We start from the raw sequence: 21,679 nt of genomic DNA on the forward strand, positions 1-21,679 counted from the left end.
GCGCGGGGTCAGGGCCTGTCCGCCGGATCCTGCTGATCCGGCCTGATCGAAGAGAAAGCCCTAGCCCGCCGGTGCGAACGACACCGGAAGCGACCCCACCCCCCGGATGAAGTTCGACTCCAGCCAGGTCACCGGGCCCGTCACCGCGAAGGAGGCCACCTGCCGCCGTAGTTCGCCGAGCAGCGTCCGGATCTCCACCCGGGCCAGTTGCGCCCCCAGGCAGAAGTGCGGGCCGTGGCCGAAGGTGACGTGCCGGTTCGGGTCGCGGGCGAGGTCGAAGACGTACGGGTCGTCGAAGGCCTCCTCGTCGAAGTTCGCCGAGGCGCACCACAGCGTCACCGCGTCCCCCGCCGCGATCCGGACCCCGCTCAGCTCGGTGTCGGCCGTCGCCGTGCGCCCGATGTGGGCGACCGGGGTCGTCCAGCGCAGGATCTCCTCCGTGGCCGTCGTGACGAGGTCCGGGTCGGCGCGCAGCCGTTCCCACTGCTCGCCGTGCGAGGCCAGCGCCAGCAGCCCGCCCGCCATCGAGAGCCGAGCGGTCTCGTCGCCCCCGATGATGAGGTTGTAGCAGTTGAAGAGGACCTCCTCCTCGGACAGCGGCTCCCCGTCCACCTCGCTGCTCACCAGCAGGCTGATGATGTCGCTGCCCGGCGCCTCCCGCCGCTCGGCAGCCAGCCGTGTGTAGTACTGCATGATCTCGCTCTGCGCGATGCGCGCCTCGATGCCCGCGACCCCACCGTCATCGCCGTGCTCACCGAGCATCGCCGCGCCCGTCAGCTCCAGCACCCGCGCCCGGTCGGCCGCGGGCACCCCCAGCAGCTCACAGATCGCGCGGAGCGGGATCTGGGCGGCGACCTCGGCGACGAAGTCGCCCTCGCCGCGCGCCACCAGCTCCGCGAGCAGCTCACGCGTGGAGACGGCGATCGACTCGGTGACCGGGCCGAGGGTGCGCGGGCCGAAGCCGCCGGTCAGGAGGCGGCGCAGGGCACCGTGCCGCGGTGGATCGGTGACCACGAGCATCTTTCCCGCGCCGTGGTCGTACCCCTTCAGCAGCGTGCCGAGCATGTTGCCGCCCTGCGAGCTGAACGTGCGGGTGTCGCGCAGCGCGCGCTGCACGTCGGTGTGCCGGGTGACCACCCAGAACGCGTCGACGGCCGCGCCGAGAGCCGGGTCGACGCGCTGGCGGCGGACCGGATCGGTGCGGCGCAGCGCGTGCCAGAGCGGGCCGAGGTCCTGACGGACGTGCAGGCGGGGATCGAGCAGGTCGACGTCCTCGATCGCGTACGTCATGCCCCCGCCTCCGCCTCGAACTCGTCCAGGAGCGCTTCGAGCGAGCCCTCGTCACCGGACCCGGCCGTGGCGCGGTCCGCGACGATCCGGTCCACCATCTCGCTGAGCGTCAGCTGCTCCAGGAACAGTTCGATGGGTACGTCCAGACCGAACTCGTCACCCAGCCGCCCGACCAGATGCACGGCCGTGAGGGAGTCGCCGCCCACCGCGAAGTACGTCGCGTCGAGATCGCCGGGCCGGCCGTCGAGCCCGAGGGTCTCGCGCAGGACCGCGGAGACGGACGCGCGCAGCCCGCCGTCCGCGGGAGCGGCTGCCTCGGGTACGCCGGGTACGCCGGTTGCGTCAGCCACACCGGACGCTCCGGGCGCCGCGGGAGCGGAGACCGGCACGGGAACCGGGCCGAGTCGCAGCGCGCCGAAGCTGTCCCCGGCGAACGGATACGCAGGCAGGCTCACCCTCCGCACGCCGGTGCCCGCGTCCGGCTCCGGCCAGTCGACGTCCTCGCCCTTCAGCCATGCCTCGCCGAGCGGGTGCGGCGCGCCCACCGGTGCCGCGCCCCGGGCGAGCCGCTCCAGCTCGGCGACCGCCTCGGGAAGACCGGCCGCCGTCACATACGCACGGGCGGCGAGCGGGGTGCGGCCGGTGCGCAGGGTGTGGGCCGCGTCGGCGAGGGCGGGCGCGCCCGGTGCCGCCAAGGCCTGGGCCAGTTCGCCTGCCAGCGCGGCGAGCTGGTCCTCCGTACGGGCGGAGAGCGGCAGGACCTCGACCGTGTGGCCGGGCGGCTCCGGCAGGGCGGGCAGGCGCGGTGCCTCCGCCAGCACCACGTGCACGTTCGTCCCGCCGATCCCCACCGAGCTGACCCCGGCCAGCCGCGGGCCACCGCCCGCCGGCCGTGGCCAGCTCTCCGCCCGCTCGACCAGCCGGAACGGCGAGGCCGGCAGATCGGGGTGCGGGCGGGTGACGTTCACGGTCGGTGCGAGCGTGGCGTGCTCCAGCATCAGCACGGTCTTGATCAGTGCGGCGACCCCCGCCGCGGCGTCCAGATGCCCGATGTTCGACTTCACCGAGCCGATCCGGCAGCCCGCCGATCCGGCCAGCGCCGCCGAGGCCGCGGCGATCTCGATCCGGTCGCCGAGCAGCGTCCCCGTGCCGTGCGCCTCCAGATACTGGGCCAGGGCCGGTTCGAGCCCGGCCGCGGACCAGGCCTCCGCGATCGCCGCGGTCTGCTGGTCCACACCGGGCGCCGTGAAACCGACCTTCGCCGCCCCGTCGTTGGTCACCGCCGTACCGCGCAGCACGGCGCGCACCGGATCGCCGTCCGCCAGCGCGTCCTCCAGCCTGCGCAGCACGACCACACCGACACCGTGGCCCGGTACGGTCCCTGCCGCGCGCTCGTCGAAGGGCCGGCAGCGGCCGTCCGGCGAGAAGATCCCGCCCTCCTGGTGGACGTACCCGTGCTTGTGCACGGAGCCGACGGCGACGCCGCCCGCGAGCGCCGTGTCGCACTCCCCGAGCAGCAGTGCCTGCGCGGCGAGATGCACGGCCGTGAGAGAGGTCGAACAGGCCGTCTGGACGGTCATGCTGGGGCCGTCGAGCCCGAGCCGGTACGACACCCAGGGCGCCAGGAACTCGCGGTCGGTGAGGATCCGCACCTGCATCGCGCCGATCGACGTGGCCAGCCCCCGGTCGGTCTGCGCGGCCAGCATGTGCTCGGTGGGGCTGCCGCCGACGTACACGCCGGTACGGACCGGCGCCGCGTCCCGCGGTCCGTGACCCGCGTCCTCCAGCGCGGCCCACGCGGTCTCCAGCAGCAGCCGGTGCTGGGGGTCGAGCGCGGCGGCCTCGGTGCGGTTGAAGCCGAACAGCTCGGCCTCGAAGCGGTCCGCGTCCGCGAGATGGCCCTGGGAGGGCACGTAGCCGGGCAGTCTCGCCTCGTCCGGGTCCACACCAGCCGCGTCGAGTTCGCCGGGGGTGAAGTCCGTGAGGGAGCAGACGCCGTCCCGCAGATTCCGCCAGTACGTGCGGAGGTCGGGGGCGCCGGGGAAGCGGCCGCTCATTCCGGTGATCGCTATCGCGCCTGCGGTCACTTCGGTCATCGCGTGGTGCCTTTCCTGGATCGGAGCCGCTGGGCGGCCGCGGCCTGTCGTGTGCGTCGGTCGGCGCCGCGTTGCGCGTGGCCCGCGGGGCCGGTGCCGGGTGTCGCGTCCCGTTCGAGCCGGGCGGCGAGCGCGGAGACGGTGGGATGGCGGAAGAGATCGACGAGAGCGATCGAGGAGGTGGCCCCGCTGCCGGTGTCCGAGTCCGGGCTCGCGCCTGCGTCCGGGCCGGTGTCCGGGCGTGGGATGGTCTCCGGGTCCGGGGTCGGTCTCGCGCCCGCGTCCGGGCCCCGGTCGGCACCGGAGGGGGACTCGGGTCGCGGCCCGGGTCCGGCGGCGACTGCCGGCGGTCGGCCGGGCCCGGTGGACAGGTCCGTTCCCGGGGAGGGCTCCGGCCCGGCGGAGCGGCCCGCTCCGGCGCCGGGAAGACCCGCACGCAGGGCCGCGAGCACCGCGAGCAGCCGTACCGAATTGCCGCCCAGCTCGAAGAAGTTGTCGTGGACGCCGACCCGGTCGACGCCGAGGACCGAAGCCCAGACCCCGGCCACGAACTCCTCCACCGCGGTGCGCGGCGGGGCGTACGACTCGGCCAGCTCCGGGCGTACGGAGCGCGGTTCGGGCAGCCGGGACCGGTCGATCTTCCCCGAGCGGTTGAGCGGCAGCTCGGCCAGACGGACGAAGACCTCCGGAACCATGTACGCCGGCAGCCGCTCGGCGAGACGGGCGCGCAGCGCGCCGTCCGGCGTGTCCTCCGCCCCGACGACATACGCCACGAGCCGCTGCTCCCCGCCGCTCCCGCGGACGGCGGCCGCGGCCACCGTCACACCGGGGCACGCCGCCAGCGCCGTCTCGATCTCGCCGAGTTCGACGCGGAAGCCACGCAGTTTCACCTGGGTGTCGGTGCGGCCGAGATAGTGCAGCACACCGTCCGAGTCGAACCGGCCCAGATCGCCTGTGCGGTACATCCGCGAGCCCGGCGGCCCGTACGGATCGGCCACGAACCGCTCGGCCGTCAGCCCGGGCCGCCCGAGGTAGCCCCGCGCGAGCGAGGCGCCCGCGACGTACACCTCCCCGACGACGCCGGCAGGCACCGGCCGCAGCCGCGCATCGAGCACATACGTCCGGTCGCCGGGCACGGAATCCCCGATCACCACCGGCTCACCGGGCCGCAGTTCGGCGGTCGTCGAGTAGACGGTGGCCTCGCTGGGCCCGTACGCGTTCAGCACCCTGCGTCCGGGCGCGCTCAGCCGCGCGACCAGCTCGGCCGGGCACGCCTCGCCGCCGACCGCGATCGTGTGCAGATGGGGCAGCCCGGTCAGGGGCGACGGCAGCAGCATCGCGGCGGACGGCGGCAGGAAGACGTAGGTGATCCGCGAGTCCCGCAGCCGCGCATGGAGCGCGTCGCCGAGCCGCTCGTCCTCCTGCGCGATGTGCAGCTCGGCGCCGGCGACCCAGGCGAAGAACAGATCGGACACGGCGACGTCGAACCCGAACGACACGTACTGCAGCACCCGGTCGTCGCCCGTGACCGGGAACCGCTCCCGCACGGCCACGGCCAGATTCGCCAGCGCACGGTGCTCCACGGCGACGCCCTTCGGGACACCGGTGGAGCCGGACGTGAACAGCACGTAGGCGAGATCCGCGGGTGCGGGCGCGGGCCATGACGGCCCGCCGGACGCAGGGTCCGGTCCGGTCCCGTCCGGCATCCGCAGGACCTGAGGGCCGAGGCCCGCCGCCTTCGCCTCCGTCTCCGCGTCCGCGAGGAGCAACGTCATGCCCGAGTCGCGGGCCATGGCCGCGAGACGGGCTTCGGGGTGGCCGGGGTCCAGCGGGACATAGGCGGCGCCCGCGCGGAGGACGGCGAGTGCGGCCAGGGCCATGTTCGCCGAGCGGGGGAGCAGCAGGCCGACGCGGGTGCCGGGGCGGGCGCCCGAGGCGCGGAGGCGGCCCGCGAGTGTGTCGGCGCGGGCGAGCAGTTCGCGGTACGTGAGGACGACGGGCCCGCACACCAGGGCCACCGCATCCGGGCGTTCCGCGGCCCGCGCCGCCACCAGGTCCGGGACGAGCGGCCCCGGGGGCGCGGCCTCGGCGGAGCGGTCGGCGCCCGCCAGGACGGACCGGCGCTCGTCCTCGGGGACCGCGTCCACCGTGGACAGCGGCGCGCCCGGCCGCTCCAGCAGCCCGTCGAGCAGCGTCCGGAAGTTCCGCACCCAGCGCCGCACCGTCGACGGCTCGAACAGCTCGCTGCGGTGGATCAGCTGGGCCACCAGCTCGCCGCCCCACCGCTCCACATGCAGATGCAGATCGAACTTCGCGGTGTCCAGCACCAGCTCGATCCGCTCCGACTCCGCACCGGCCAGGTCGAGCACCGGCTCCGTGTCGTCGTCGTACGCGAACACCGCCTGCACCAGCGGGTCATGGCTCGTCTCCCGCACCGGCGCCACCGCGTCGACGACCGCCTCGAACGGCGCGTCCTGATACGGCTGCCCCGCCAGCAGCCGCTCCCGCAGCCGCCCCACCAGCTCGCCGAACCCCGGGTCCCCGGACAGGTCCACACGCAGCGCGAGGGTGTTGGTCAGCATTCCGACCATGTCCTGGAGCTCCGCACGGTCCCGGCCGGACACCGGGAACCCGATCACCAGGTCCTCACGCCCCGACAACCGTCCCAGAAACGCGGCGTAGGCGGCGAACAGCACCATGAACGGCGTCGCCCCCTGCTCCGCCGCCACCTTCGCGATCCGCTCCCGTACGCCCGCGTCGAGCACGAACCGCACCGCGGAGCCCGCCGCCGACGGAGCCGCCGTACGCGGCCGGTCCAGCGGCAGCGCCATGGTCTCGGGCGCGCCGCTCAGCTCGTCGGCCCAGTGCGCGACGGCCGCCGCGTACTCCCCGCGCCCGAGCCGGTCGCGCTGCCAGGCGGCGAAGTCCGGGTACTGGAGCGGCAGTTCGGCAGGGGAGTGCGGCAGGCCCTTGAGCTCGTCCTCGTACGCCGCAGACAGCCCGCGCAGCATGATCTGGAGCGACCAGCCGTCGCACACCAGATGGTGCGCGACCAGCAGGACCCGGTGGCTGCCGTCGGCCACCGCGTACACCGCGCCGCGCAGCAGCGGCCCGGTGGCCGTGTCGAACGGCCGCCCCGCCTCCGCCCGCATCAGCCCGGCCACCTCCGCGGCCGCCACGTCCCGCTCCACCCGCAGCTCGGCCCGCGCCTCGGCGGCGACGATCTGCATCGGTTCGCCGCCGGGCCCCGCCCTGAAGACGGTACGCAGCGACTCGTGGCGTGCGACCAGCGCGTCCAGCGCGCGGCGGAACGCGGCCACGTCGAAGGGCCCGCGCACGGCGAAGGCGGCGGGCACGTTGTACTGGGCGGTGCCGGGGTTCAGCTGGTCCAGCACCAGCAGCCGGCCCTGTGCGGCGGAGACGGGAAACTCGTACTCCTCGATGTCCATGGCGCGCTCATTTCCCCCGTAGTGCGGTTTCGAGGACCGCGGCTATCCGCGCCGCCGGTCCGGCAGTCAGTACGTCCTTGTGCGCACAGGCGAGTTCGTGCACGTCGACGCCCGCCGAGCAGCGGCGCCAGGCCGCCGTCTTCTCGGCCGTCGGGATGCCGTCGGCGTCCCCGGTGGCCGAGAACAGCGTCAGGGCACCGTCGTACCGGTCGAGGCCGGGCGACGGCACCCACCGGTGGGCCAGCCGGATGTGCGCGGCGCACCGGTCGGCCAGCGTGCCCAGGTCGTCGTCGCCGAGTTCCGCGAGGACCCCGCCCGAGCCGCGCACCAGCCCGAACACCTCGGCCCTGTCGAGCCGGCCCGGTGGGACCGGCGTGCCCGGTGCCTGGCCCTGCAGCAGGATCTCCATCACCTCCTGCTCGACCCGGTCGCTCGCGGCGGGTGGCGGGGTGTACGGAGAGTCGGGGTAGCGCGGTAGCGCGTCGAGGACGCAGAGCAGCCCGATCTCCTCACCGTCCCGCCGCAGCCGCACGGCGACCTCGTAGGCGAGCGGCCCCCCGAACGACCGGCCGATCAGCAGATAGGGGCCATGGGGGCGGACGCTGCGGATCTGCTCCAGGCAGGCCTCGGCGATGGCTCCCATGCTGTCGGCCTGCGGGAACGCTGCCGTCTGCACGGCGTACACCGGCCGGCCGGGCGGGAGATGGGGCAGCAGCGCGGCGTACGACCATCCGATGCCCGAGCCGGGCGGCAGACAGAACAGGGGGGTGCTGCCGTTCATGCGCTCGTCGCTCGTGGCGGTGCGTGTGGCGTTGCGTGTGGCGTCGCTTGTGCCGGGGGGCGTGGCGGCGTCGCCCATCCGGTTGTCGTCCGTGCCGAGCGGGGGGCGCAGGGTGAGCAGCGGGTCGAGGACGGCACGAGGGACGGTGGCCGTGTCGCCCGCGCCGACGGGCCGTTCCGTCGCCTCGTCGGGCCCGGCGAGCCGTGCCGCCAGCGCGGCCGGAGTCGGAGCGGCGAAGAGCGTGGCGACCGGCACGGACACGCCCAGCGTCGTCTCGATCCGGGCGCACAGCCGGAGCGCGAGGAGGGAGTGCCCGCCGGAGGCGAAGAAGTCCGTGTCGGGCGCGGCGGCCCGGCCGTCGTCGAACAGGACCTCGGCGAACAGTGCGCACAGCTCCTTCTCCCGCGCCGTGCGGGGCGGCCGCGCCGGTGACGGCGCGGGGGCGGGCACCGGATCCGGCAGGGCCGCGCGGTCGGTCTTGCCGTGCGGAGTGAGCGGGACGGCGTCGATGGCGCTCCAGAGGGACGGCACCAGATGGGCGGGGAGTCTGCGCGCCAGCTCGGCGCGTACCGCGTCGAGCCGGCCGCCCTCGGCGAGGACGACATGCGCCGCGAGGACCTTGCCCCCGGCCGGTCCCGGCCGGGCGGTCACCACCGCGCGCGCGACGTCCGCGGACGTCTCCAGTGCCGCCTCCACCTCCGCCGGCTCGATCCGGAACCCGCGCACCTTCACCTGGTCGTCGGTGCGGCCGAGGAAGTGGAGGACGCCGTCGGGGGTACGGCGTACCAGATCGCCGGTGCGGTACATCCGGGAGCCGGGCGGGCCGTACGGGTCGGCGACGAACCGCGAGGCGGTGGCGGCCGGGTGGCCCAGGTAGCCGCGGGCCAGACCGGTCCCGGCGAGATGCAACTCCCCGGCGGTGCCATCGGGCACGGGCCGCAGCAGGCCGTCCAGGACGTACGCCCGCGTACCGTCCAGGGGACGGCCGATCGCCACGGCGTCGTCCGTCCCGGCCGTGGCGAACACGGTGGTCTCCGTGGGGCCGTAGCCGTTGACGACGCGCGTGCCGGGGCAGTGCTCCCGGACCCGCCGCACCGCCTCGGGCGACACGACATCGCCCCCTGCCCACACCTCGCGCAGTCCGCCGAGCACCCCGGGCGCCAGGTCGGCGATCGTACGCAGCAGCTCGGCGGTGAGCCAGAGCGCGCTGACGTCCTCGGCGGCCAGCAGCCGCCCGAGGGCCTTCGGAGCGAGGGGTCCGGGCGGGGCGACGACGACGGTGCCGCCGTTCAGCAGCGGCACCCACACCTCGTACGTGGCGGCGTCGAAGGTGTGCGCGCTGTGGAAGAGCACACGTCGGTGGGCCCCACCGCGCAGCCGGGTGTCCTCCGTGAGCGCGACGACCGCGCGGTGCGGGACGACGACGGCCTTGGGCTCCCCGGTCGAGCCCGAGGTGAACATGGTGTACGCGGCGGAGTCCGGGGAGGCGGCCGCCGTCTCCGGTCCGGCCGCCCCGCTCCCGCCCGGCGCGAGCGCACGTACGCCGCCGTCCTCGCTGATGACCGCCCGTGCTCCGGAAGCGGCTAGCAGCCGCGCGGTCCGGTCCGCGGGCTGCGCGGGGTCCAGCGGCAGATAGCAGGCCCCGGACTTGAGTACGGCCAGCTGCGCGACGATCAACTCCGCCGAGCGGGGCAGCAGCACCCCGACGACGTCCTCGGCGCCGGTTCCCGCCGCCGTCAGCCGTTCCGCCAGCTGCTGTGCGGCGGTGTCCAGTTGGGCGTAGGTGAGGTCCCGTCCACGGTCCCGTACCGCAACCGCGTCCGGGGCACGGCCCACCTGGTCGGCGAACCGCGCGGTCACGGTGCCGGGCCCGGACGGCGCCGACGGTGCCGACGGCGCCGTCGCGCCCGCGGACGCGGCGAGCAGTTCCGCGCGCTCCCGCTCCGGCAGGACGTCCACGCGGCCGACCGGTCTGCGGGGATCCCCGGTCAGCTCCTCCAGGGCGCACACGAGACGCCCCGCGATCCGGTGCGCGTCGATGCCGCGGCAGCTCAGCCGCAGCAGGGTGCGCGGGCCGCCCGCGGCGACCGCGACGGTCACCGGGTAGTGGGTGGCGTCGCGGACCTCCGTCAGCCTCAGAGCCTGTCCGGCGGACCGGTCGGCGTCGCCGCGCGGGAAGTTCTCGAAGGCCAGGACCGTGTCGAAGAGTTCACCCGTTCCGGCCCGCCGCTGGATCTCCGCCAGCCGCACATGGTGGTGGGACACGAGACGCAGCTGCTCGTCCTGGATCCGGGCCATCAGGGCGCCGACCGGTTCGTCGGCGCGCAGCCGTATCCGTACCGGAAGGGTGTTGATGAAGAGGCCGACCATCGACTCGACACCGGGCAGATCGTGCGGGCGGCCCGACACGACCGCGCCGAAGACCAGATCGTCCGAACCGGTCATCCGGGCCAGGACGAGGGCCCAGGCGGTCTGGGTGAGGGTGTTGAGGGTGACGCCCGCGTCGGCGGCGGCCCGGCCGAGCGCGGCGGTGAGCTCTTCCGTGAGCCGGACGTCGAGTTCGTGGACGTCGGTCTCGTGGGCGCCGCGTTCCTGGGCGTCGGGCTCGTGCGTGCCGTGTTCGTGCGTGCCGGGCTCGTGGGCGCCGTGCTCGCGGGCGTCGAATTCCCGGGCGTGGACGTTCGCCGCCGCGCCGAGCAGGGCAGGGCGCTCCAGGCCCGCGAGCGCCTCCGCCCAGGCCTCCTCCGCGGCACCCGGTTCTCGCCGCCGCAGCCACTCCAGATAGCGCCGGTAGGGGACGGCCGGCGCGGTGGGCCGCCCGCCCGAGCACAGCGCCGCCAGATCCCGTGCCAGCACCGGCATCGACCAGCCGTCCAGCAGGATGTGATGCAGGGTCAGCACCAGCTCGGCGCCCTCGTCGTGCCGTACCCACAGGCACCGTACGAGCGGTGGTCGGGCCGGATCGAAGCGGACGGCGCGGTCCTCGTCCATCAGGCGCCGCAGCCCGGCCGTGACCTCCTCCGGGGGGAGACCGGTGAGGTCCGCCTCCGACCAGGGCACCGTCACCCGCGCCGGAATCACCTGCACCGGCTGGTCGAGCCGGCGGTGCCGGAAGCAGGCGCGCAGATTCGGATGCCGCTCCAGCAGCGCCGTCACGCCCTCCCGCGCCGCGTCCGCGGTCATCGCGCGTGCCGCGCGGAACCGGGCCTGGACCAGATACGGGTCCGGGCCCTCCGTATCGCGCAGCGCATGGAAGAGCAGCCCCTCCTGCGCGGGGGCGAGCGGCAGTACGTCGGCGATCTTCCCGCTCACAGCCCCTCCTCCAGGAGCTGGAGCTGATCCTGGGTCAGCTCGACGAGGGGGAAGTCCGAGACGCTGTACCCGGGCGCACCGGACGCGGTCCGGCCGGTTCCGGATCCGTCGGCGGCCCCGGGGGACCCGTGGAACCCGGGGGACCCGTCGAACCCGGCGGACTCGGGACCCCCGTCGGACTCAACGGCGAGCGCGGCCAGCTCCTCCAGAGCCTCCCGCCACAGCCCGGCGAACCGCCGTATCCCCTGCCCGTCGAAGACCTCCTCCGCGTACGACCAGCCGGATGTCAGCCGCAGCCCGTCCCCGTGCTCCTCGGCCACCGCGTCGATCTCCAGCGCGTGGCCGAGCGGCAGCGCCTCCGCCGCCGCGCCGAACAGCTCGCCGCCCGCCGCGTCCGCCCCGGCCAGCCGCCCCAGGTAGTTGAAGCGCACATCGGGCACGGGCAGAGCGGCGAGCCGCGGAGCCGTGTCCGGGTTGAGATACCGCAGGAGTCCCCAGCCGAGCCCCCCGTCCGGCACGTCACGCAGCCGTTCCTCGACCCCGCGGAGCACCGCCGCCGGTTCGCCGCCGCCGTCGAGCCGTACCGGGTACTGGGTCGTGAACCAGCCCACCGTCCGGGACACGTCCACGTCCTCCGCCCCGGCCGGAGTCTCCCGGCCGTGCCCCTCCAGCTGGACCAGAAGTCCGCCCGCCGCGCCGTCGTCACCGTCGCGCCACCGCGAGGCGGCCAGGACCAGCCCGGCGAGCAGGACGGCGTCGGGCCGGCAGCGGTACGCGGCCGGTACGGCGACGACGACCGCCTCCGTGAGGTCCGGGGGCAGCTCGACGGTCACCGTGGCACGCGGGGAACCCGCGCCCCGGCCACCGGCGAGCCGGGCGTCCGGGCCGCCCAACGTCCGCTCCCACCAGGCGGGTTCGGCCGAAGCGCGGCCGGCGTCCGCGGCCCGGTCGGCCAGCAGCGCGGCCCAGCGGCGGAAGGAGGTCCCCGGAGCGTGGCCGCCCGGCCGCGCCCCTTCGAGAAGCCGGGCCAGCTCGGGGCCGAGCACCCGCCACGACACCCCGTCGACGGCGAGATGGTGGACGGTCAGCAGCAGCCGTCCCGGCAGCTCGGTGCCGCGGTCGAACCAGACGGCCCGCACCATCCCGGCCCCGGGCTCGATCCGGATGCCCTCGGCGGTCCTGCGCGCGACGGGGCGGAGCGCGTCGTCGGTGAGCGCCCGCGCGTCGACCCGCTCGACCTCCACGGCCGCGGCCTCACCCGGCGGCGCGACCTCCGGCTCCTCGCCGTCCCGTACCCGCATCCGCAGCGCCCCGTGCCGCTCCACGAGCGCCGTCACCGCGTCGCCGACGGTCCCGGCGCCCGTTCCGGCCGGCACCGGGAACAGCATCGACTGCGTGAACGCCGTGCGCTCACCGCCCTGCTCCCGCCACCAGCGCATGACCGGCGTCGGCGGGAACGGACCCGTACCGCTGTCCTCGGCGCCCGGTCCGTCCGCCTCCCGCGCGGCGGCCGCCAGATTCGCCGGGGTGCGCGCCTCGAACACATCCCGGGGCGCCACCACAAGACCGGCGTCCCGCGCCCGGCCCGCGAGCTGGATCGCCATGATGCTGTCCCCGCCGAGCCGGAAGAAGTCGTCCCCGGCCCCGACCTCGACCCCGAGCACGTCCCGGAACAGCCCGCACATCAGCTCTTCACGGCCCGATCGCGCCTGCTGCGGCGGCTCACCGCCGCGGCTGGGGGCGGGGAGCGCGCCCCGGTCGGTCTTCCCGTTCGCCCCGACCGGCAGTGCGTCCAGCACCACGACGTCCGCCGGCACCATGTGCGCGGGCAGCCGCCGTCCCACGTACCCGAGCAGCGCGTCCTCGTCCGGACGACCGGCGTGCTCCGCGCCGCCCGGCACCACGTACGCCACGAGCCGCCTGCGCCCCGGCACGTCCTCGCGGAGCACCGTCACCGCCGCCGAGACGGCCGGATGCCCGGTGAGGACCGAGGTGATCTCGGCGGGTTCGATACGGAAGCCGTGGAGCTTGATCTGCTCGTCGGCACGGCCGAGACAGTCCAGCGCGCCGTCGGGGCGACGGCGGGCCAGATCCCCGGTGCGGTACATCCGCGAGCCCGGCGGTCCGAACGGGTCGGGCACGAAACGCTCCGCGGTCAGGCCCGCACGGCCCAGATAGCCGCGTGCCAGGCCCAGACCCGCCAGATAGAGCTCGCCGCGCACGCCCACCGGAAGGGGGCGCAGCCACTCGTCCAGGACGTAGGCACGGGTACCGCTGACCGGGGTGCCGATGGCCGGTTGCGTACCGTCCGCGGCGAGCGGGCCGCTCGCCGTGGCAGCCACCGTGGACTCGGTGGGGCCGTACGCGTTGTGGAAGCTCCGCCCCTGTGCCGCCCACACCGTGACCAGCTCCGGCGGGCAGGACTCCGCACCGACACACACCCCGCGCAGCGCCGGGTACGCCCCCGGCGGGACGCTCGCGAGCACGGACGGCGTCAGCATCGTGAACGTGATGCGCTCCCGGTCGAGAACATCCGCGAGAGCCTGCCCGGCGAGCGGTCCCGCGGGCGGTACGACCAGCGCGCCGCCCGAGCCGAAGGCGAGGCACATCTCGGCCACGGAGATGTCGAACGCGGGGGAGCCGAGCTGCACGATCCGGTCGTCCCGGCCCAGCTCGAAACGGTCCACCAGGCTGTGGGCGAACGCCGCGATGCCGGAGTGGGTGACCACGACGCCCTTGGGGCGCCCGGTGGAGCCGGAGGTGTGGATGACGTACGCGGCGCGCGCCGGCTCGACCGGTCCAGGCGCCCCGGCCGGCGGCTCGTCCCCGTACGCGTGCGCGTCCAGCACCAGCCGCGGAATGTCGCCGACGGGCGGCAGTTCCACGTCCGTCCCGGTGACCAGCAGAGCCGGCGCCGCGTCCTGGAGGGTGCGGCGGACATGGTCGGCCGGGTAGGCGGGGTCGACCGGCAGATACACGGCGCCCGCGCGCTGCACGGCCAGCGCGGCCACCACCATCTCCGGGCTGCGCCCCAGGGCCAGCGCCACGATGCGCTCCGGCCCGGCCCCGTGCCTGGCCAGCCGGGCCGCGAGGCGTTCGACGCGGTCGTGCAACGCGCCGTAGGTGAGGCTGAGTCCGAGCCCTTCGAGCGCGACGGCATCCGGAATCCGGGCCGCCTGCCGGGCGACCAGCCCGGGCAGTGTCTCCGCCGACGGACAGCCTCCCGCGCCCACGGGCAGCCGTTCGTTCTCCGGCAGCAGGTCGTGGCCCCGCAGCAGAGCGTCCGGCGCCGCCATGAGCTGCCGCAGCAGTACGGCGTAGCTGTCCGCCCAGTGCCGCACGGCCTCCGGGTCGTAACGGTCGGTCCGTACCTCGAAGCTTCCGGTCATGCCGTCGTCGCTGTCCCGGACGATGCCCACGAAGTCGTGCTCACCGCCCGTGTGGATGCGCTCCGGCTCCGCGAACTCCCGCAGGCTCCGCAGGTTCTCCACGCTCCGCTGCTGCGCCAGATACATGAACACCCACTGGAACAGCGGAGAATGCCCGCTGCTGCGCTCGGGTGCTACCGCCGACACGATCCGTCCGACCGGCACATCGGCGTTCGCCATCAGCTCGGGGAAGACCGCGCCGAACCGGCCGAGCACATCCGCGAAGGAGTCGCCCGGCCCGATCCGCCAGCGCGTGGGCACGGCGTTCATGACGTATCCGATGACCCGGTCGAGGCCCTTCGCGGCACGGTTCGCCGTCGGTGTCCCCAGCACGAGGTCGTCGGCACCGGTCAGCCGGTGCGCGAGCACCGCGAACGCGGCCATCAGCACCACGTACACGGTCGCCCCGCGCTCACGGGCGAGGGCCCGCACGGCGTCGGCGGTCGCCGCGTCGATCCGGAAGGGGATCTGTGCGATACCGCCCTCCTCCCGCCGACCGCCCACCGACGCGCCCGGCACCACCAGCGGTCCCGGGGGATCCGCCAGATGGCGGCGCCAGAAGCCGAGCCGCGCCTCGAACACGCCGGCCGCCTCCAGCTCGTGCTGCCAGGAGGCGAAATCGGCGTACTGGACACGAGGCCTGGCGAGCCGCGGCGCGGTGCCGTCCCGCACCGACCGGTAGGCCTCCGCGAACTCCGCCTGGAGCACGTCGAAGGACCACCAGTCGGTGATGATGTGGTGCAGGCTCAGCATCAGCGTGGACCGGTTGCCGCCGACCCGGACGAATCCGCCCCTGATCAGCCGGTCCTGCGCCAGGTCGAACGGCCGGCGCCGGAACTCCTCGAAGACCTCCGCGAGCCCGGCCGGGTCCGCGAGCTCGAAGCGCTCCAGCACGAACGGCGGCGCGGGCGGGAAGCCGACGCTCAGATCCCCGGCCGTACCGCTGATCCGGCTCCTGAGCACATCGTGCTGCTCCTGGAGCAGCGTGAGCGCGGCCTCCAGGTGAGCCGGATCGACCGGCCCGTCGAAGTGGTACGCCGAGCAGAGATTGAGCGCCGGAGTGCCCGGATACAGTGAGTCGTACACCCACAGATCCTCCTGCGCAGGTCCCAGCCGCACCGGTCCCTCGCCGTCGCGCGGCGGTACGACGGCGGGTACGGACCCTGCCCGCCCGGCCTCGACGAGCCGGCGCATGAGCCGTATCCGCTGCTCACCGCTGAGTGCGCTGAACCGCTCGACCGGCGACGGCTGCCGCCCTTCCCCCGTAGTCATCAGCTCTCAGAAGTCCTTTCGGAGTGCGGCCAGCCGGTGGAGCCCGGCGAGCACGGCGTCCCGGCCGAGGCCGAAGTCGACGAAGCAGGCGACCTCGTCGCAGCCCAGCTCCCGCAGACCGGCGAGCATCTTGCGGCAGGTCTCCGGCGAGCCCAGCAGGCTGCCCCAGGTCAGATAGCGCTCGAAGGCGAAGTCGGCGAGCATGCCGGTCTGTGCCTCGGTGAGTTCCGCGGTGCGGCGGTCGGCGGTGCGGTTGGCCGTCGTCTGGCGCACATACGACGTGAGGTACGCCTTCAGCGGCGCCGCGGCCAGCCGCCGTACCTCTTCGTCGTCGGCGCCGACGTAGGTGTGCGCCATGAGCGTGACCCGTCCGTGTGGTCCCGTCCCGCTCTGCTCGGGTGCGGCGGCGCAGGCGTCCCGGTACCGGCGGATCTTCTCGGCGAGCTCGTCCCTGCTCTGTCCGACGGTCGCCCCGAGCACGCCGGTGCGCAGCCGGCCCGCGGTCTCCCACGTCTCCGGGTTGCCGGACGTTGTCATCCACAGCGGCAGGGTCTCCTGCACCGGCCGGGGCTGCGGGCGCACCGCGCTCAACTCGCCCGTGCCGTCGGGGAATTCGGCCGCCTCGCCCGCCCAGAGGCGGCGCAGCAGGGGAATGTCGCGCACGGTCCGCTCACGGCGGTCGGCGTAGGCGCCGGGGGCCAGGACGAAGTCCGCTGAGTGCCAGCCGGTGGCGACGGAAAGCCCGACGCGGCCGTGCGACAGATTGTCGACGACCGCCCAGTCCTCGACCACGCGCAGCGGGTGGTGCAGCGGCAGGACGACGCTCCCGGCCCGTATCCCGATCCGCTCGGTCGCGACGGCGAGCGCCGCGCTGAGCACGGGCGGACTGGGGAACATCTGGCCCACCTGCTGGAAGTGCCGCTCGGGTGTCCAGATCGCGTGGAACCCGAGCCGGTCGGCGACGCGGGCGATCTCCAGCAGCTCCTCGTACTTCTCCACATGCCGGACCCCGGCGCCGCCCGCCCCGCCCGGTCCACCGGCTCCACCGGCGTCAGCAGTCCCGTCAGCACCGAAGAACATCACGCTCAGCTCCATGCCGGAGCCTCCTCTCCCCGCGCCCGCGGAATACGGGGACGGCGCATGATCGGCCCCGTGCTCTCGACGGGCGCCTGCTCGATCGCCGCCGCCAGCCCGGCCACGGTGGGCGCCCCGAACACCGTCGCCACCGTCACGCCCCGCCCCGTGCGCTCCGTGAGCCGCGACGCGACCCGCACGGCGCGCAGCGAGTTCCCGCCGAGCATGAAGAAGTCGTCCTGCCCGCCGATGCGTTCCACGCCGAGGACATCGGCCCAGACGCTTGCGACGAGCTGCTGCATGCCCGCGGCGGGCTCAGCGCGCTCGGCGGACTCGGCGGGTTCCGCCGGTCCGGACCGGCCGGTTCCGGGAGCGGCGGACCGGGCCGTGTCGCCGTCGACGGCCGGCCCTGCCGTCGACGGTGCTGCGCGCCGTGGCGGCTCGCTGAGGCCGAGCTCGGACAGCCGCAGCTCCGGGTTGTCCGCCGCCGCTCGCAGCGTCTGGACGAGCGCGTCCGCGAGCCACTGCGTGAACGGGGTGTCCACCGCGCGCGTCCGGTACTCCAGGGTCACGGCGATGCCCTCCGGCGTGCCGCCCGGGCCGTGGTCGTCGGTCACGTCGACCAGGAGGTCGAAGCGGGCCGCGCCGGTACGGACGACCTCGACCCGCGCCTCCGCACCTGGCAGCGTGACCTCCGCGCGGGCGTTGTTCTGCAGGGCCAGGACGACGTCCGTGAACGGATGCCGGCCCGGCCGGCGCCTTGGATTGAGGTCGTTCACGACCTGCTCGAACGGCACGTCCTGGTGGGCGTACGCCGCGAGGTCCACGTCCCGCACGCGCTGCACCAGTTCCCGTACCGTCGGGTCGCCCGAGGCGTCCGTCCGCAGGACGACCATGTTGACGAAGAAGCCGACGACGTCGTCGACGGTCCCGTCCGTGCCGCGCCCGGCGACCGGCGCGGCCACCGACGTCTCCTCGCCCGCGCCCGCCCGGGCGAGGACGGCGGCAAGAGCCGCGTGGAGCACCATGAACAGCGTCGCCCCGTGCTCGCGGCCCAGCTCGATCAGCCGGGCGTGGCCGGCGGCGTCGAGACGCCGTACGACCGTCTCCGCGTGATCGGGACCGCGACCGGGATCGTGGGCGTGGCCCGCCGCCGCATCGGGCGCGGGCAGCCGCGGCCCGTCCGGGGCATGCGCCAGCACACCGCGCCAGTAGGCGAGTTGCCGCTCCGCGAGGCCCCCCGCCAGCCGCTCGTGCTGACGGCGGGCGAAGTCCGCGTACCGCACGGCGAGAGGGGCGGACGTCACACCCGCGTACGCCCGCGACAGATCGCGGAACAGCGGCGGCAGCGACCACCCGTCCGTCGCGATGTGATGCATGACCAGCAGCAGCGCATGCTCGTCGGGGCGTCCCCGTACGCCGAACAGGACACCGTGCACCGGCAGTTCGGAGGCCAGATCGAACCGGTGGCGCGCCGCCTGCGCGATGCGTGCCTCCAGCTCGCCGGCGTCCACGGTCACCCGGCGCAGCAGCGGCTCCGCCGCGTCCCGCACGCGGGCCACCGGCTCCCCGTCCACCTCCTCGAACACGGTCCGCAGCGCCTCGTGCCGCGCCACGACCTCGCGGAGCGCGGTGCCCAGCGCCTCCGCGTCGACCGTCCCGCGCAGCCGCACCAGCATCGGCATGTTGTACGCGACCCCGGCGTCGATCCGGTCCATGAACCAGAGCCGCCGCTGCGCGTACGACACGGACGGCGCGTCCGTGCCGCCCGGTGCGCTCCCGCCGAGCGGTTCCGCAGCGGCCGCGACCGCCGCGCCCTCGATGTGCGGTGCGAGCCGGCCGGGCGTCGGTGACTCGAACAGCGTCCGTACGCCGACCTCGGCGCCCAGCGCCGTCCGGATCCGCCCCAGCAGCCGCGCCACGAGCAGCGAGTGCCCGCCCAGCGCGAAGAAGTCGTCGTCGGGGCCGACCGACGGCACCCCGAGCACCTCGGAGAACAGCCCGCAGAGGGCCTTCTCCGTCTCGCTCGACGCCACCGCGGCCCCGCCGTCCACGGCCGTACCGACCACGGGCCCGGGCTCCGGCAGCGCCCGCCGGTCCAGCTTGCCGTTCGCCAGCAGCGGCAGCGCGTCGAGCAGTACGAAGGCGCCCGGCACCATGAAGTCGGGCAGCAGGCCCTTCGCGTGCTCCCGCAGGTCGGCCGCTTCCGGCCGCGCCCCGTCCCCGCGCGGCACCGCGTACGCCACCAGGCGCTTCTCGCCGCCGTCCTCGCGTGCGACGACAGCAACCCGTGCCACGCCCGGATGGCGCGACAGCACCGCCTCGACCTCGCCCGGCTCGACCCGGAAGCCGCGGATCTTCACCTGTGCGTCCGCCCGCCCCACGAACTCCAGCACCCCGTCGGCGCGGCGCCGCACCAGATCCCCGGTGCGGTACATCCGCCCGCCCGGCGCGGCACCGTACGGATCGGCCACGAACCGCTCGCACGTCAGCCCGGGCCGCCCCGCGTACCCGTGCGCCAGCCCGGCCCCGGCGGCGTACAGCTCGCCGGTCACCCCGTCCGGCACGGGCCGCAGCCGCTCGTCGAGGACGTGGATCCGTTTGCCCACGAGCGGCCGCCCGATCGGCACCGCCGCCGCCCGGGCGTCCTCGGCGGTGATCCGGTGGACGGTGAGGAAGACCATGCCTTCCACGGGCCCGTATCCGTTGCTGAGCCGGAGCTCCGGCCAAAGGTCCATCGCCCGGGCCACATGCGCGGGCGACAGCGCCTCGCCCCCGACGATCACCTCGCGCACCCCGGCCAGCGCCTTCGGGTACTCGTCGACGATCACATTGAAGAGGCTCCCGGACAGATACAGGGAGGTGATGCCGTGCTCGGCGACGAGCCGGGCCATGACGACCGGGTCGGGCCGCTGCCCCGGGTGCAGCACACACGTACCGCCGTTCAGCAGCGGCCCCCACAGCTCCAGCGCGAAGGCGTCCCAGGAGACCGGCGCGCACTGCAGCCAGACCGAGCCGGGCCCGAAGGCGGCGAAATCCTGGCCGGTCAGGGTTTCGGCGACGGCCCGGTGCGGGGCGACGATGCCCTTGGGCCGCCCGGTGGACCCGGAGGTGAACATGACGCAGGCGACATCGTCGCAGCCGCCTCCGTCGCCACCACGGCCCCCGGCGCCCTCGTCGGAGATCCCGGTGCCTTCATCGGATGTCCCGGCGCCCGCGCCGGAGATTCCGTCCGGCCCCACGACCACGTCGACCCCGGCGTCCGCCGCCATGGCACGCAGCCGCTCCTCCGGGAACTCCGGGTCGAGCATCACGTACCCGGCCCCGGCCTTCAGCACCCCGAGCAGCGCCACGACCATCTCGGTGCCCCGCTCCAGCCGCACGCCGACCAGCGACCCGCGGCCCACTCCGTGCCCGGCGAGCCGTGCCGCCATCCGGCCGGCCCGCGCGTCGAGTTCGCCGTAGCCGATCCTGTCCTCACCGAAAACCAGAGCCGTACGTTCCGGCCCCCGCGCCGCCTGCTCCTCGAAGAGCTCGTGCACGCGCTCCATCCCCACCTCCACACCTTCGCTGTTCAGCGTGCGTCCCCCGACGCCGGGTCCTGAGCCTTGGGATCCAGGTCCGGGAGCAGTACGTCGATGTCCCGGATCGTGCGCCGGGCCAGGCCCCACAGCGCCACCGCGATACCGCACACACCGGCCAGGAACAGCATTCCGGCCATCCCGCTGCCCGGTTCGTCCCCCACCAGTGGCCCGAGCACCGCGAACACCCCTGTCCCGGCGGCCGCTTGCGGTTCGAAGACCGCGTCGGCGAGCGGCCCGGACACCGCCGTGGCCACGGGCACCGAGATCTGCGACAGGAACATCACCGCGCCGAAGACCCGCCCGTGCCACTCCTGCTCGACCTTGGTCTGCACGATCGCCTGCATCGAGCCGTTGACCAGCGGCATGATCAGCGCCCCGACGAGAATGGCCGCGCACCAGCCGATCACGGTGTCCGACACCGCCATCGCCACCTGCGCCGACAGGCACATGCCGATGATCCCGAACATCATTCCGCGGCCCCGGTTCCTGGGCCCGCCCCACGCCGCCATCAGCAACCCGCCCGCGACCCCGCCGATCCCGATGGCGGTGTTCACGGCGGCCAGCGCGGCCGGGTCGTTGCCGGTCCGTGCCAGCACCATCGGCTGGACGGCGGCGAAGCCGAACACCATCACGAGGTTCACGACACAGAAGTTGAGGATCAGATCGCGCAGGCTCGGGTAGCGGAACAGATGGCGCAGTCCGGCGACGGCCTCGCGGCGCAGTTTCGGCCTCGCCTTCCCCGGCGCCGCGGGCTCCGGCCGCTCCGTGCTCAGCCGCACCAGACGGATGGCGAGCAGCGCGAAGGCGAAGCTCAGCAGGTCGGCCCAGAGGATGAAGCCGAGCCCGGAGAAGGCGACCAGCACTCCGCCGAGCGCCGGTCCGCCGACCTCGGCGGTGCTCTTGGCGCTGGCCAGCATGCCGTTGGCGCGCTGCAGCTGGTCCCTGCTGACGAGTTGGGGCACAGCCGCGGCCATGGCGGGGAACTGGAAGGCCGCGGACACCCCGAGGAGGGCGACGGCCGGATAGATCTCCCAGGTCCGCAGGCCGTCGAGGAAGTGCAGCGCGGTCAGCGCACCGACGACCGCGAGGCCGCTCAGATCGGCCAGTTGGAGCGCGGCCCGTCTGCTGCAGCGGTCGATGATCGCCCCGGCGAAGGGACTGAAGAGCACCTGCGGCAGGAGCGCGCACAGGGAGAGGACGGTGACCGCCGTCGCCCGTTCGTTCGTGGACCAGGCCTCGATGATGAAGGTGAAGCGGAGTACGGAGTTGCCGACCAGGGATACGACCTGGCCGCTCCATATGAGGGTGAACGACCCCATTCCCGCGAATCTGCGAGGAGGGCGAGCTTGTGGCTCGGTGGTGCCGTCCTCCACAGGTAAGGACTTGCGCATGA

General features: G+C 74.6%; 8 protein-coding genes. All 8 read right to left on the reverse strand.

From position 1 onward, the window contains the following. Positions 1–60 precede the first annotated feature (60 nt). Genes ACZ6ZQ_RS18635 through ACZ6ZQ_RS18670 form a run of 8 tightly spaced genes read right to left on the reverse strand, consistent with a single transcriptional unit; the run spans position 61 to position 21,605 of the window. Complete coding sequence (locus ACZ6ZQ_RS18635; RefSeq protein ID WP_469769578.1) at positions 61–1,290, reverse strand: cytochrome P450; 1,230 nt, start codon at positions 1,288–1,290, stop codon at positions 61–63. Then, the gene (locus ACZ6ZQ_RS18640) at positions 1,287–3,386 is read right to left on the reverse strand and encodes a beta-ketoacyl synthase N-terminal-like domain-containing protein (RefSeq protein ID WP_469769579.1); all 2,100 of its coding nucleotides are present in this window, start codon (positions 3,384–3,386) and stop codon (positions 1,287–1,289) included. Before ACZ6ZQ_RS18640 ends, ACZ6ZQ_RS18635 begins: the two co-directional genes overlap by 4 nt. Continuing rightward, complete coding sequence (locus ACZ6ZQ_RS18645; protein ID WP_469769580.1) at positions 3,383–6,835, reverse strand: non-ribosomal peptide synthetase; 3,453 nt, start codon at positions 6,833–6,835, stop codon at positions 3,383–3,385. The genes ACZ6ZQ_RS18640 and ACZ6ZQ_RS18645 overlap by 4 nt, the downstream gene beginning before the upstream one ends. A gap of 7 nt (positions 6,836–6,842) precedes the next feature. Further along, positions 6,843–10,928 carry a non-ribosomal peptide synthetase gene (locus ACZ6ZQ_RS18650; protein ID WP_469769581.1) on the reverse strand — a complete coding sequence of 1,362 codons (4,086 nt, stop codon included), beginning with the start codon at positions 10,926–10,928 and terminating at the stop codon, positions 6,843–6,845. Next, the gene (locus tag ACZ6ZQ_RS18655; protein ID WP_469769582.1) at positions 10,925–15,628 is read right to left on the reverse strand and encodes an amino acid adenylation domain-containing protein; all 4,704 of its coding nucleotides are present in this window, start codon (positions 15,626–15,628) and stop codon (positions 10,925–10,927) included. The genes ACZ6ZQ_RS18650 and ACZ6ZQ_RS18655 overlap by 4 nt, the downstream gene beginning before the upstream one ends. Before the next feature lie 6 nt (positions 15,629–15,634). Beyond that, complete coding sequence (locus ACZ6ZQ_RS18660) at positions 15,635–16,723, reverse strand: MupA/Atu3671 family FMN-dependent luciferase-like monooxygenase (RefSeq protein ID WP_469769583.1); 1,089 nt, start codon at positions 16,721–16,723, stop codon at positions 15,635–15,637. Further along, entirely contained in the window at positions 16,714–20,253 is a 3,540-nt protein-coding gene (locus ACZ6ZQ_RS18665; protein WP_469769584.1) for an amino acid adenylation domain-containing protein, read from the reverse strand. The genes ACZ6ZQ_RS18660 and ACZ6ZQ_RS18665 overlap by 10 nt, the downstream gene beginning before the upstream one ends. Before the next feature lie 23 nt (positions 20,254–20,276). Further along, positions 20,277–21,605: an MFS transporter gene (locus ACZ6ZQ_RS18670; RefSeq protein ID WP_469769585.1), complete on the reverse strand. Its 1,329-nt coding sequence runs from the start codon at positions 21,603–21,605 to the stop codon at positions 20,277–20,279. Positions 21,606–21,679 lie beyond the last annotated feature (74 nt).

This window comes from Streptomyces sp. NPDC053673 (assembly GCF_055585225.1).

Bases quoted from the DNA above. Each gene is read 5' to 3' on its own strand.
- ACZ6ZQ_RS18655 (WP_469769582.1), bottom strand. From the start codon at position 15,628: ATGACTACGGGGGAAGGGCGGCAGCCGTCGCCGGTCGAGCGGTTCAGC.
- ACZ6ZQ_RS18640 (WP_469769579.1), bottom strand. From the start codon at position 3,386: ATGACCGAAGTGACCGCAGGCGCGATAGCGATCACCGGAATGAGCGGC.
- ACZ6ZQ_RS18670 (WP_469769585.1), bottom strand. From the start codon at position 21,605: ATGGGGTCGTTCACCCTCATATGGAGCGGCCAGGTCGTATCCCTGGTC.
- ACZ6ZQ_RS18645 (WP_469769580.1), bottom strand. From the start codon at position 6,835: ATGGACATCGAGGAGTACGAGTTTCCCGTCTCCGCCGCACAGGGCCGG.
- ACZ6ZQ_RS18635 (WP_469769578.1), bottom strand. From the start codon at position 1,290: ATGACGTACGCGATCGAGGACGTCGACCTGCTCGATCCCCGCCTGCAC.
- ACZ6ZQ_RS18660 (WP_469769583.1), bottom strand. From the start codon at position 16,723: ATGGAGCTGAGCGTGATGTTCTTCGGTGCTGACGGGACTGCTGACGCC.
- ACZ6ZQ_RS18665 (WP_469769584.1), bottom strand. From the start codon at position 20,253: ATGGAGCGCGTGCACGAGCTCTTCGAGGAGCAGGCGGCGCGGGGGCCG.